Below are 14614 nucleotides of genomic sequence, written 5' to 3' on the forward strand. Positions count from 1 at the left end.
TCCCGCTGGGATGCCACTGACCGTATTACCGCTCACCGTACCCTTGCTGGCCGTGACCACACCGTTGCTGCTGAAGCTGACCGCGTAGGTCCGCACATCAGCTGCGCAGGCGATGGTACCGATCGTCAGAGTTGGCAGCGCTTTGACCGTCAGAGTAACCGCTGTGCGGGTAGCACTCCTGCAACCCGTTGCGGCATCGAGGGCTTCGACGTAGTAGGTACCGCTGGTTACCGGCTGGTAGGTCAGCGTGCCACTGGCCAGGGCGTTGGTGCCCGTGGCCGTAGCGTACCAGTTGGCGGTCAGACCCGTGGTTACCGATACACTCAGCGCTGGCAGGGCTTCCCCCTGGCAGATGCTCTTATCACCGCCACTGACTGGCGCAGCGATCGTTGGGCAAGTGTTATATAAGCCCGCGTCGATCGTTCGGTTATCCTTTAGGATACCACCAGATGCTGGATCAATAATGATTTCCTGCGTCAGACCCGTGTTATAATCCGCATCACTATCGATCTCATCGTTCGTGCCGATGTTTGGCTTGAGGCTCAAGGCACAACCCGATGGGAAGGAGTTTGACACAAACTTAACCAGGTACACACCTCTGCTTAGGCCACCGAAGAGGTACTTGCCCAGGGAGTCCGTTTGCACCGTTGCAAGTACGGGGGCCGTTGGCTGGCCAGCCGAAGACGCGAACAGTTGAACGGTTACCTTCGCAACGCCTGCTTCATTTGAGTCCTGCAGACCGTTGTTGTTAAGGTCTTTCCAGACCCGGTCGCCGATCGAACCCGCCAGGCATGAGCCAACGGTTACCGGAGCGCCCGCTGCATCGAGGACTGCACATAATTGACGTCTGGCGATCAGGTTCAGGACATCACCCCCCGTCGTCGTTCCCGGAACGATCACCGACAGATCCAGGTAGTTCGGATTAGCCGGGTTGTCGGTATAGACAAGCGAATGGATTGTGTACAGACCCGCTGTAGTTACCGCGAACGAAGGCTGCGTACTGGTCGACTGGATAACCAGGTTGGCACCTGACGTCAGGACGTACAGCACTTTATAGCCCGCAGGGACGACCGGCGCTTTGCTAACCGTGGCCGAGATCGTCAGTGATCCGCCTGGTGTCAGGCAACCCGGCGCATTGGCCAGTAGTGTGCCAGCCTCTGCGGTACAAGGCAGTAAGCCTGCGTCGATTGTTGTAACATCCTTACGTGCCGGGTCCGTTGGATCAACCAGTACATCGTTGCTGAAGCCCGTGTTCGGGTTCACATCGCTGTCCTTGCTGTCATCCGTGCCCTGTTTCTGCTTCGGCGAGATCGCGCACTCGGCAGGCAGGCTGGACGAAATGATCCTGATCCGATAGGTACCCTTTGTTAGATTCGGGAAGAGGTACTTGCCGGTAGCATCGGTCGTGGTCGATGTCAGCAGCGTAAGGCTACCCGTCGACGATACCCTATACAACTCGATCTGAACATTCCTGGCACCGGGTTCACCAGCTTCTTGGATGCCGTTGTTATTCGCATCTTTCCAGACATAGTCACCCAGTGAGCCGTTGTTGGTCGTGTATAGACCCGCATCGACGGTGAGGATATCTTTTCTGGCCGGTACCTCAGGATCGACGCTGATGACCGGCGAGAGACCCGTAATGGGGTTGGCATCGCTGTCCTTGCTGGTGTCGGTACCTGACTGTGGTTGGGTGCTGATGGCGCAGTTGGCGGGGAAGCTGGTGCTGACGAACTTCACGATATAGTCACCCTTCGGTAGTTTGTCGAAGAGGTACTTGCCGTTGATGTCGGTTGTTACGGTGCGGATGGCACTGCCCTGAGGCTGGCCGTTCACCGACGCATACAACTCAATCAGTACATCTTTCACCCCGGCCTCAGCCAGGTCCTGGATACCGTTGTCGTTGGTATCCTTCCAGACGTAGTCCCCAATCGAACTCGTGGGTTTAAAGATCAGACCCGCATCGACCGTACGATTGTCCTGGAGAAGTCCGCCCCTGATCGCATCGATGAGGATATCTGTCGTGTACCCTGTGACTGAATCGGCATCGCTGTCTTTACCATCGTCACCTACCACATTGACCTTTGGAGTCAACAGGCAGTCACCTGGCAGAGAGCCGGGCACGAATCGTACGCGGTAGGTATTCCTAGCCAGACCCGTGAACAGATACAATCCGTTTCCGTCAGTCGTCGTTGTGGCAACCTTACTCAGGCTACCCGTTGCCGATACCGTGTACAATTCGACTGATACCCCTCGTACCCCCGTTTCGATCAGGTCCTGAATGCCGTTGTTGTTGGCATCCTTCCAGACATAGTCGCCAAGTGTACCCAACGGTACTTCCGGATTGTACAGACCCGCGTCAATCGACAGGTTGTCTTTCAGAATGCCGCCTTGTACGGGATCCAGGGTGACCACCTGCGAGAAGCCCGTAATCGGGTTGGCATCGCTGTCAATCGTATTGTTCGTGCCAGTGTTTGGCTTGTTACTGATGGCACAGTTAACCGGCAGGCTGCTGGCCACGAACTTCACGATATAGTCACCCTTTGGTAATTTATCGAAGAGGTACTTGCCGTTGATGTCGGTTGTCACGGTGCGGATGGCACTGCCCTGGGGCTGGCCGTTCACCGACGCATACAACTCAATCAGTACATCTTTCACCCCGGCCTCAGCCAGGTCCTGGATACCGTTGTCGTTGGTATCCTTCCAGACGTAGTCCCCAATCGAACCTATGGCTGTATTGTACAGACCGGCGTCAATCGTGAGGTTGTCTTTCAGGATACCCCCTTGTACGGGGTCCAGCGTGATCACCTGCGAGAGACCCGAGGTTGGGTTGGCATCGCTGTCTTTGGTATCATCACTACCGACGTTTGGTCGGGTGCTGATGGCGCAGTTAGCGGGGAAGGAACTGCCGATGAAGCGGACCAGGTAGTCGCCCTTCACCAGGTTGGTGAAGAGGTACTTGCCGTTGACGTCGGTCGACACAACCTGGAGGGCGGCACCCGAAGGCTGACCATTCACCGCTGCGTAGAGTTCGACCTGTACGCTGGCTACCCCCGCTTCGGTGGCGTCCTGGATACCGTTGTCGTTGGCATCCTTCCAGACATAATCCCCGATCGAGCCTATGGCTGTATTATACAGACCGGCGTCAATCGTGAGGTTGTCTTTCAGGATACCCCCTTGTACGGGGTCCAGCACGACCACCGGCGAGAGACCCGAGATTGGATCGGCGTCGCTGTCGATCGCATCGTTTGTACCCGCGTTTGGCCGGGTGCTGATGGCGCAGTTAGTCGGGAAGGAGCTACTTACGAACTTCACGATGTAATCACCCTTTGGTAACAGGTCGAAAAGGTACTTACCGGTTACGTCCGTCGATGTAACCCGGAATGCGCTGCCTGACGGCAGACCGCCGACGGCTTTATACAGTTCAACCTGTACGTCTTTCACCCCGGCTTCGGTGGCGTCCTGGAGGCCATTGTCGTTAGTATCTTTCCAGACGTAATTTCCGATTGATCCTAACGTAGGCGTGTACAGGCCGGCATCGACGGTCAGGTTATCGCGCAACAGGCCCGGACCCAGATAAGGATTGATCGGGATAATTGGGCTCAGACCTGTGATTGGGTTCGCATCGCTGTCAATTCTATCATCGGTGCCCGTGTTTGGCTTGAGACTAACCTGACAATCCGCTGGGAATGTGCTGCCCACAAATTTTACCTGATAGTCGCCTGTGTCCAGGTTGGTGAAAAGGTATTTGCCGTTCACATCCGTCGACATTATCGCGAAGGCCGGTGTAACCAGCTGACCACGAATCAATTTGTAGAGCTCAACTAACACATCCTTTACGCCTGCTTCGGTCGCGTCCTGTAAGCCATTGTTGTTGGCATCCTTCCAGACGTAATCGCCGATTGACCCTTTGGCATACACCAGCGCGGCATCAACGGTTAGGTTGTCTTTCGGTAGACCCGTTTGGTATGGGTCCAGGCTTACTACCTGCGATATACCCGTCAACGGGTTGGCATCTGAATCGAAATCATCGGCAACACCCGTCCAGTTGTCTTTCTTCGAGAGAACGCAGCTATCGGGTATGCTCGATGGTACGAACTGCACCAGATAGTTACCCTTGTTCAATTTCGTGAACAGGTACTTGCCCGTTATATCCGTCGTCGTCGAATCAAGCTTAGCATTGGGAGTTCCGCCCGTCGTTGCCGACCAGAGGATCACTTTCACACCCCGTACACCTGGCTCACCCGAATCCTGCCGTCCGTTGTCATTTTTGTCTTTCCAGACAAAATCACCCAGCGTACTGGTTGGAATGTAGAGCGCCATATCAATCGTTGGGTTGTTTTTCAGCAAGCCTCCCTTGATTGGGTCGAGGTTTACTACCGGGCTGAGCCCAGTGACAGGGTCAGCATCCGAGTTCAGGCTATCCAGCACACCCGCCTGTTTGTATTTCGGGCTGATCAGACAGCTGTCTGGCCAGGTTCCTTTCACAAACTTCACGATGTAGCTGTCTTTGAGCAGATTCGTGAACAGGTACTTGCCCGTTGCACTGGTCGTTGTGGAGCTGACTTTCGTTGTTGGCGCACCACCAACGGCTTTCCACAGTTCGACCGTTACACCACGTACACCCGGCTCGGCCGTGTCCTGCCTGCCATTATCGTTTTTGTCCTTCCAGACGAAGTCACCAATGCTACCGTAGCAAAGCTGTTGGCGAAGGTTCGCGACGGTGAAGGGGAACTGGGTCAGGCAGCCGTTGGCATCTCTGGCTTCGGCGACATAGTCACCAGCCGCCAGACTGCCGAACGTAACGGGACCGGCCGCAAATGCCGTAGCCGTTGGCGATACCAGACGAATTTCGAACGGAGCTTTTCCTCCGCTTACCACTCTGATGGTGGCGGTTCCGTTATTGATATCACAATCGTTGACAGCCGTTGTCTGGATGTCGATGATGGGTATCTCTGGTTTCTTCACCGTCACGGTAGCTTTCGACACACACCCATTGAAGCCAATGACTTCAATTTCGTAGTCGCCAGCTGCCAGGTTAGAGATAACCTCGTTGGTGATACTCGTTGGATACGGAGCTGCGTAAGGCTTCGACAGAACGCCTTTCACGATATAGCCAATAATGGCCTGCCCGTTTCCACTGGCGTTCAGTGTAATGGAACCATTGTTGGTGCCGATACACGATACGAGACCCGTTTGAGCAACCGTAATCGTTGGTCCATCGCTGTTGTTAAGAATGATCTCTTTCGTTTCCGAACAACCATTGCCGTAGCTAACCGTCACGTAGTAAATGCCAGCCGGGAGCATTGTCGCTTTTTCAGGAACCGGAGGGGTGAATACGCCATTTGGCCCTGACCACACAAACGTTGGCGCACCGACCGGCTCCGTCTGACCCGTCAGCGGAGTCAGTCTGATGGCGATTTCGCCGAGTACCGATCCGTCGCAGGATGGTCGTGTCAGCGTCGGTACAATTGCCATTGGGAAGGTAGCCGACCGGATGTCGACCAGGGTGGTCGTTACACAGCCTTTACTATCCCGTACCCTCAGCACATACGATGCGGCCAGCAGGTTGCCCAAAGTAATGGCATTCGGTACGTTTAGGATATTGCCCGTAGCCAGTTCAACCGAGCTGCCCACGCGGGTGAGCGTATAGGTGAAGGGCTTGTTGCCCGTTACCGAGAAGCGAATAGCACCCGTAGAGGCTCCACAAGCCGAAGCGGTCGTACTATTGATCACGACGGTTGGCCCGCCCGATTGACCGATAGCTACAGCGATTTTCTGTTTGCCGCCATCGGGTCCGCCAACGGTACAACTGTTGGCATCGACAACGGATATGTAGTATACCCCAATTGCCAGGTTACTCAGCGTATTGACCGAATCAGACGAGGTAACCTGTGAAATAACCTGACCCAGCGAGTTGTACCAGGTATACCTGAACGGTGCCTTGCCACCCGTTACCCGAATGCGGGCTTTGCCCGAGTTCGTGCTATCGCAGGACATACCATAGCCTTCCACGTCTTTCGCGCAGAACTTGTCGCAATCGAAACATACCGCTGGCTGCGTCAGGCTAACCGGGAGGTTAACGAAGCAATTCTGTGCATCGCGGATGGTTATGATATACTCTTTGTTTGCGTCCATGCCAAACAGGCAGTTGGTAACATTTCGCGTAAACGGCGTTGGATTAATGGCCGTTGGCGATACACTCACCGTATAGTTCTGGCCCGTACCTCCATTGATGGTCAGGCATACTTTGCCGTCCTTGGCATCGCAAACCACCAGGTTGTTGCGGTCAACCACTACATCAAAATGATCAGGGTCCGTAATCTGGAAGGTCTGATACCCTACGCAGAGGTTCCGATCCGTAATGGTGAGCAGGTAGGTGCCTTCGGCCAGACAGTAACGGTCAGGTTCGTGTTGTCGACGACGGTACCGCTGCGTACCAGCCCATCCTGCGAGGTTGTGTTGCGCAGGGTGTAGCTGAATGGCCCCACATTGGTCAGCGGGAAGCGGTTTTTGTCCGGCGTGCCGGTGTCTACATTCTTGTTGACAATGAAGGTAACACTACCATTGTCGGTGTCCGGGCAGGTTGGATTACTGACCGCCACCAGTTCGGGCCTGGGCCCTTCCGATGGGTTCAGGATCAGTGTCGTGCTGTCGGTACAAACGCCACCACCGGCCGTATTGCTGGAAATTTTCAGCTTGTAGATACCCGTTGCTAACCCGGTTGGATTAGTTGGGTTCGTTGGCGTGAATACGCTTCCATCCATGCCATACCAGGTATACCTATACTGAGCACCCAGCGGGCTGGTTACCCTGAATGCACCTGTTTTCGGGTTCTCGCTGCCATTTGGATTATAGGGGCAGGCACCCGGCGTTGTGGTTACGGCAATGTTAAAGCCCGAGTTGACGGCACCAACCGTAAACCGCTTCACGGTTACACATCCGTTGGCATCCCGTACGGTCAGCACGTAATCGCCAGGTGCCAGGAATTCCAGTGTAACCGGAATGCCTGCCTGGGTGATCGTGCCGCCCGGATAGGGGTCATTGGACGCGAGGGTGTAGCTGAACGGTGCCGCACCAAAGATCGTAAACTGTACCTTACCCGTATTCTCGCCACAAGGGGCGGGGGTAATCCTGGCAATCTCTACGGTTGGTCCACCGATGTTATCAAGAACGATATCGCCTTCGGTGCTGCACTGGTTGGCGTCGACCACTTTCACATGGTATTTGCCTTCCCGTAAGCCCCACTTGTAATCGAGGGTATCAGAACGGGTTGCCTGGCTGATCAGAGCACCGGCCGCGTCATAATAGTAGAACGTATAGGGAGCCGTACCACCCACCACTTCGGTGTGGATACCGCCATCTGTCTTGCCGCAGGTTGCTTTGTAGCCAACCAGTGCATTCAGCCCCAGGTTTTTAGGCCGCTTGATGTCGAGATCAAACTCGTAAGCACAACCGCCGATGCTGTTGTCGACCCGCACATGATACGTGCCGGGGGCCAGATTCGTCAGATTAGAACCCTGAGGGGCAGCCGCGACCAGTGAGAAGCCATTCGGTCCGGTCCAGGTAAAGACCAGCGTGTTGGTTATATCGCGGTTCGTTACTCGTTCAAGGGCCGATACGAGCGTGATTCTGCCATCGGTTCCGTTACAAACCGACGTGTTCGTCGTGTTCCAGACCACGTTGTAGCCGCGCTCGATCCGGATGTCTTTCCGGCGGGTAGCGGTACAGCCGCCATCATTGACCGTTAGCGAAACCACGTAGGTGTTGCCAAAGCCAGGGTATCTGTCCCACTGAATATCGTGGGGTCCGGGACCCTCGGCAATACCGTCGTACGGATTTCTGTCGTTTGAGTAAAGCACTCTGGCACCCGCGAAATCCCAGGTATAAACAGCGCCTGGTTTGGCGTTGCCATTGAAAAGAACCTGCGTCTTACTGCCCAGACAGACATAACCGTCCATCGAGAATTCAACACTAGGCTCGGGGGTCTCGTAGCCGTAGAATTTCGTGCCGGCATAGCAGGTTTCCGCGCTGTTCAGCGTAACGGTATATTCAACGATCTCGTTGGATGGCATCACATCGAACGTTAACGTAGCCCCCGTGACTACTACATTCGTGATACCGACCATGGGCTCGATTCTATACTGAGCAATGTTGACCGGATTGCCGCTCACCAGTTCGCGCAGGGTTGTGCTGCGGCTTTGTTTAACGGCTCTGTATTCGTTACAAACGGTAACATCGGCGATCGCATCCACTTTCAGTACGGGGTTTACGATGATCGTCACCGTCGCCGTTGCCGGACACTGGATGTTATTGTCTGCTGTAACAATAGCCGTTGCCGTATAGCTGATCGTGCTGGCCGTATACCCCGCCGGTACGGTCAGGGTTGGGTTGGCGCAGACCGAGCAACTCAGGAACCTCGCCGTCGGGTCATCTTTCGAGGTCCAGTAAATCGTTGCCGCTGCGGGAGTGCCGCCATTGAGGTTAGCGGCCAGGGTGATCGTTTCCTGACTCAGCGGGCAGATATTCGGTTGCGTTGGTGCAATCGTCAATACTGGATTGCGAGTCACCGTAATCTGTACCCAGTCGCTATTGACGCAATTGGTAATACCATTCGGACTTACCTGCGTAACCGTTGCCCAGAACTTGTAGACGCCGGGGGCCAGTGAGTTGGTATTAACCCTATAGCCAGCCGTTTCAGCCAGGTTAGATCCGAAATTCGTGTTGCCGGCATCTTCCGTCCAGGCAACCGTTATTGTACCATTCGTAGGGCTGGTGGTCAGATTCGTCGTTGCCGACAGCGGGGTCGTAGTCCGTTGACAAATGGTGGCATCTTCACCCGCATAGACCCGAATGCTCGGCGTTACCGTAACACGTGTCGTCGCCGAAGCAAAACAGCCATCGGTATCGGTCACCTTGACGGTGTAGGTGTACTCCTTGTTTTCCTGGAGCGAACCGGCCGGAGCGGCAATGGGGCTCTTGATGGTCAGACTCGAGAGAGCCGATCCGGTCCACTCATACGAAGCGACCGGCTTGTTGGAGTCGACGTTGAGCTGCACTGACGAACCGTCGCAGATGATCTTGGGCGGGTTGATGGTCAGGGCCGGTGCTCGCTTGATGAGGATGGTCACCTGGGCGTTGGCCGTGCACTGCCGGTTATTGTCGGTGGTGACAATAGCCTGAGCAAAGAAGGTGATGGTTGGGGCCGTGAAGTTAGGCGGCAGCGTCAGGGCGGGGTTGGCGCAGTTGGTACAGCTCAGGTAGGCCAGGTAAGCCGGATCGGTCGATGTCCAGAAGATGCTGGCCGGGGCGGGGGTGGTTCCGTCCAGCGTTGCGGCCAGGGTCACCGCCATGGTGTTATCGTTGCAGATATCGGTGCGGGTCGGCCGGATGGTCAGGATAGGCGCGGTGGTAACGGTGATCTGCACCACGTCGGTGGCAACACAAGGGGTCTTGCCGTCGGGGCTCAACTGAGTGACGGTGGCGATGAACTTGTAGACACCCGCTACTGCCAACGTCCGGGTGTTGACCGAAGTGCCGTTGGTCGCCAGCAGCATATTCATTGCCGGGTTGGTGAGCTCTTCACTCCAGGCGATGGTAACGTTACCATTGGGGCTAACGGAGGCTAAATTGGCCGTCGCTGACAGGGTAGTTGCCGAGTTCTGACACAGGGTCTGGTCTTCACCCGCATTGACCCGAATGCTGGGGGTAACCGTTACGGTGGTGGTCGCCGAAGCCGAACAGCCAGAGGTGTTGGTCACGTTTACCCCGTATGTGTAGGTCGTTGTTCCTTGGGAGGCTCCTGTGGGGCGCACGGTGACGGTGGGCCCGTTGGCGGGCTGATCGATGGCCGTGCCGGTCCAGGCGTAGGTGAAGCCCGGGGTGTTGGGCGTCACCGTCAGGTCGACCGAGCTGCCGTCGCAGATGATCTTGGGCGTAGTGATGGTCAGTACCGGTGCCTGCCGGACGTTGATGATCACCTGGGCGTTGGCCGTGCACTGGGCGTTGTTATCCGTGGTGACAACGGCCCTGGCAAAGAAGGTGATGGTGGGGGCCGTGAAGTTAGGCGGCAGCGTCAGGGCGGGGTTGGCGCAGTTGGTACAGCTCAGGTAGGCCAGGTAAGCCGGATCGGTCGATGTCCAGAAGATGCTGGCCGGGGCGGGGGTGGTTCCGTCCAGCGTTGCGGCCAGGGTCACCGCCATGGTGTTATCGTTGCAGATATCGGTGCGGGTCGGCCGGATGGTCAGGATAGGCGCGGTGGTAACGGTGATCTGCACCACGTCGGTGGCAACACAAGGGGTCTTGCCGTCGGGGCTCAACTGAGTGACGGTGGCGATGAACTTGTAGACACCCGCTACTGCCAACGTCCGGGTGTTGACCGAAGTGCCGTTGGTCGCCAGCAGCATATTCATTGCCGGGTTGGTGAGCTCTTCACTCCAGGCGATGGTAACGTTACCATTGGGGCTAACGGAGGCTAAATTGGCCGTCGCTGACAGGGTAGTTGCCGAGTTCTGACACAGGGTCTGGTCTTCACCCGCATTGACCCGAATGCTGGGGGTAACCGTTACGGTGGTGGTCGCCGAAGCCGAACAGCCAGAGGTGTTGGTCACGTTTACCCCGTATGTGTAGGTCGTTGTTCCTTGGGAGGCTCCTGTGGGGCGCACGGTGACGGTGGGCCCGTTGGCGGGCTGATCGATGGCCGTGCCGGTCCAGGCGTAGGTGAAGCCCGGGGTGTTGGGCGTCACCGTCAGGTCGACCGAGCTGCCGTCGCAGATGATCTTGGGCGTAGTGATGGTCAGTACCGGTGCCTGCCGGACGTTGATGATCACCTGGGCGTTGGCCGTGCACTGGGCGTTGTTATCCGTGGTGACAACGGCCCTGGCAAAGAAGGTGATGGTGGGGGCCGTGAAGTTAGGCGGCAGCGTCAGGGTTGGGTTGGCGCAGTTGGTACAGCTCAGGTAGGCCAGGTAAGCCGGATCGGTCGATGTCCAGAAGATGCTGGCCGGGGCAGGTGTAGTGCCATCAAGGGTAGCGGCCAGGGTCACCGCCATGGTGTTATCGCTGCAGATGTCGGTGCGGGTCGGCCGGATGGTCAGGATGGGGGCGGTGGTAACGGTGATCTGCACCACGTCGGTACTGACGCAGTTTGGGGTCCCGTTCTGACCCGACTGAGTGACGGTGGCAATGAACCTGTAGACACCCGCTACTGCCAACGTCCGGGTGTTGACCGAAGTGCCGTTGGTCGCCAGCAGCATACCCGTTGCCGGGTTGGTCAGGTCTTCACTCCAGGCGATGGTAACATTGCCATTGGTGGCGTCAGACGCTAAATTGGCAGTAGCCGTCAGCGTGGTGGCCGAATTCTGACATACTGTTTTGTCTTCACCGGCATAGACGCTTATCGTTGGCGTTACAGTGACCGTTGCCGTGGCTGTTGTTGAACAACCATCTGTATCCGTCACATTTACGGCATAGGTATAGTCCTTGTTACCCTGTGGTGAGCCCGCCGGGCAAACCCTGATGGTAGTTCCCGAAAGATTAGCCGGCGTCCAGAAGGCTGATCGAACTGATTTGTCAGACGTGACGGTCAGTGTCGTACAACTGCCGTCGCAGATAACCTGCACCGGTGCCGTAATGGTGAGCCTCGGCGGTTGTTTCAGGTCGATCGTCGTCGACACATCCGTCGAACACAGAATGGTGCCATCCGTAGCTGTTACCGTTACCGTGTAGGTCAGGGAGCTGCGTGTTTCGGCTGTAGGAATGTTCAGCACCGGTGCTGAACATGTTTTGCAGCTCAGGTACCTAAGGCTTGGATCGTCTGTCGATTTCCACTCATACGTAAAGGAGCCTGCGCTGCCGGGAGCCAGTGTAGCCGCCAGCGTGATTTGCTGCTGGTTGCTTACGCACAGGTTTGGCGTCGTAACCGGCTGCAGGTCCTTATTATACAGGTTGATCGCTACAGCCGGCTTTCTGACGACGGTTAGGGTAATGGGTGTCCGGGACGAACTTTTACAGCCCGAAGCCGGATTAAACGCTTCTGCGTAATACGTACCCGCAAACGCCGGCCTATAGGTTAGGCTATTGGTGGCTACCGGCCCACCGCCCGATTGGGTGGTATACCAGTTAACCTGTAAGCCTGCCGCTGTCGTAACCGTCAGTATGGCGCTTTGCAGCTGATCGCTGCAAATAGATACATTCTGGCCTGCAGGGGGATCAACCGGTGGGCAGGTGCAGTCTTTCAGAACCTCTTTCGAAACACTACAGCCGTTGGCAGTAGCCGTCAGGGTCACAACCTGCCCGGTTGGTACCCCGATAACCTGGCCGCCTGCAAGGCTGCCCAGGTTTGCTGTAACAGTGCCTGTGCTCGTAAATGGAACGCTGAAGGTAGTCAGGTCAGCCGTACACAGGGGCCTGCCCAGGTCTAGCGTCGGGATCGAATTGACCGTTACCGTTCCGTTAGCTGTAGAAACGCCACAAACCGCGTCAGTACATGTAGCTGTGTACTGCGTTGTAGTAGCGGGCACCACTTGCAGCACGCTGCCCGTTTGCCCATTGCTCCACGTTACCAGTCCAGTGCAGCCCGTGGCCAGAAGCTGGGCCGTTTGCCCGGCGCAGATGGCGGCATTCGATACGGTTAGGTTTGGCCTGGGCTGAACCGTTACCAGTTGGTAGGCCTGACTTCTACAGGTAGCGTCCTGCGGATTGCCGCAGGTTACCGTATACACGGCCGTTGTGTTCGGTGTAATTGTAATGGCTGCGCTGGTTTCGCCCGTGCTCCAGGTAATGGACCCGGCCGTACAACCTGCCACACTAAGGTTAGTGCTGCTGCCGGCACAAATTATTGCCGGTGTTGCGGTAATGATTGGTGTTGGCGGAACACAGGCACCCTGAATGAAATTAAGGGGACAGCACTCCTTCGTTGCACATTGACCAGCATCTCTTGCCGTCCAGGTGTAGGTGCCAATTGAGTTCACGGTGTAAGCGGCAGACGTTGCCCCACTAATGGCCGACCCATTCTTGAACCACTGGTAATTGGTTAGTCCGCTCTGGGCCGTTACGGTATAGGTTTGGCCCGTAAGAAGGGTATAGGTGATGGGTGATGTACAAAGGGTGCCCTGTGCCTTTGCCGTATACAGTCCGCTGGCCAGCAGTATGGTCAATATACCCCAGACCAATCGCTTTACGTGGTTAGAGGGTATAACGGCAACGCCTGGACTGACCGGCTGGTAAACGAGTTTATCCGGGCCTGAGGGTCCTCTTGTTTCCTGCGTGTTTTCTCCCCGTTTCTGTTGCACAGGCCAATAGCCTCGCTTTGGAAATGAAGGGGCCTCCGCATGAGTTTCCAGCGGTTGCAGGGTCGGCAAACTAGGCTCGACGCGATACAGAGCGGCCAAAAACCACTTCAGGAAATTTAACACTGGTGGCCAATAGGTTTGTAGTAATTGTTTCATAAGGTTTGATCTGAAAATCGTGGCAGAAGGCGCTGTTGAGGGCCGCTGCGGGGGCTGAAAAATGAAAAGGACTACTATTTTCGCTTAGTCAGGCAAAGAGCCCGGGCGAATAGTGGATGCGGTTGAGGTGTAGCAGGGTTACCTGGCAGCGAATTGAGTGACTCCCTCGCCCGGCTCGCTTGCTGTAGCTGGTAGCCGACCTGCTGGTTAAGCGGTAGCCCGACCAGGACGAATACAAGGGCGTCGGGTAGACTTTGGGGAGAGACCCTGACGGGGGACAGGAAATAGTTATTGTGAGCATAATCTGCCAGGAATTTTTACTGTCGGATGAATACGTAGATACAGGAAGGAGCAAAGCCGTTTGAGGCTCCGATAATCGTGTATACGTGACAGGGAATTCGTTGGCAAATGCTATGCTAAATCACAAATACGAAGAGGAGATGGGGACAATCAACTCATATACGGAAATAAACGACACTGTTGTGCTGCGTTTGGCGACGAAAAATTTCATGTAGATTATTTCAGGCGGTTCGTTTACAAAAAACGAACCAACTTGACCTCGATGCTTTTTGCCAGGGCTGGCAAGCGTCGGTTTGTCCGTAATTGCGGTCTGTCCAGCCGACAATACGATCCGGGTCAGCAACCGGATCGGGGCATTAAACAAATGGTTTTTAGTAGGGTAGCAATTACTGATTGACCAGCTGGTCAATAGCTGGAAAAAGGGTAAGACGATTTATAAAACTCAGCCGGTAGGTATCGGAGATAGGTATCAAGGAATCACCTAGCTTTATCTCTACAGTATTAATTTCTTTTACGGAATTGATATTAACGGCATAGGCCCGGTGAGTTTGTACAAAACGATCGTCTAATCGGCGTAACATACCCGACAGCGAATTTTTCACAATATATCTATGACTTTTAGCGTGAATATGTGTATAGTTACCATCAGCCTCCAGCCATACTATTTCATCGTAGTCAAGCACTACCACTCGGTGTTTATCCCTTACGCTCAGATACTTTCGAGGCTGGTTTGGCTGAAAAGTCATACTGATTAAATCGGTCGTGCCTTAAAAGTGGATATTAAGCTTGAAAAAGAGATGGTTAATCAGCAACCCAATCACCGTGTCGTGCATTAAAACCGACTTGGAAAAACAGATGGTGCGACGCGC

4 protein-coding genes are annotated in these 14614 nt (G+C 55.4%); all 4 read right to left on the reverse strand.

Annotated features, from left to right (window positions below):
- Positions 1-6294, reverse strand: a 6294-nt coding sequence (locus FH603_RS26405) for an SdrD B-like domain-containing protein (RefSeq protein ID WP_317171339.1), incomplete at its 3' end; no start/stop codon positions are given.
- A gap of 44 nt (positions 6295-6338) precedes the next feature.
- Positions 6339-13445 carry an Ig-like domain-containing protein gene (locus tag FH603_RS26410; RefSeq protein ID WP_186742021.1) on the reverse strand — a complete coding sequence of 2369 codons (7107 nt, stop codon included), beginning with the start codon at positions 13443-13445 and terminating at the stop codon, positions 6339-6341.
- Positions 13446-14131: 686 nt separating this feature from the next.
- Positions 14132-14491, reverse strand: coding sequence for a LytR/AlgR family response regulator transcription factor (locus FH603_RS26415; RefSeq protein WP_186742023.1), 360 nt, complete (start codon positions 14489-14491; stop codon positions 14132-14134).
- A 21-nt stretch (positions 14492-14512) separates the two neighbouring features.
- Positions 14513-14602 (reverse strand): hypothetical protein, encoded by a 90-nt coding sequence (locus FH603_RS29360; protein WP_394366387.1) that lies wholly within the window; start codon positions 14600-14602, stop codon positions 14513-14515.
- Positions 14603-14614: the final 12 nt, after the last annotated feature.

The organism is Spirosoma utsteinense (genome assembly GCF_014282275.1).
In the GTDB taxonomy this organism is placed as follows: Bacteria; Bacteroidota; Bacteroidia; order Cytophagales; family Spirosomataceae; genus Spirosoma; species Spirosoma utsteinense.

Coding starts and splice junctions, on each gene's coding strand:
- FH603_RS26410 (WP_186742021.1), bottom strand. CDS start 13,445: ATGAAACAATTACTACAAACCTATTGGCCACCAGTGTTAAATTTCCTG.
- FH603_RS26415 (WP_186742023.1), bottom strand. CDS start 14,491: ATGACTTTTCAGCCAAACCAGCCTCGAAAGTATCTGAGCGTAAGGGAT.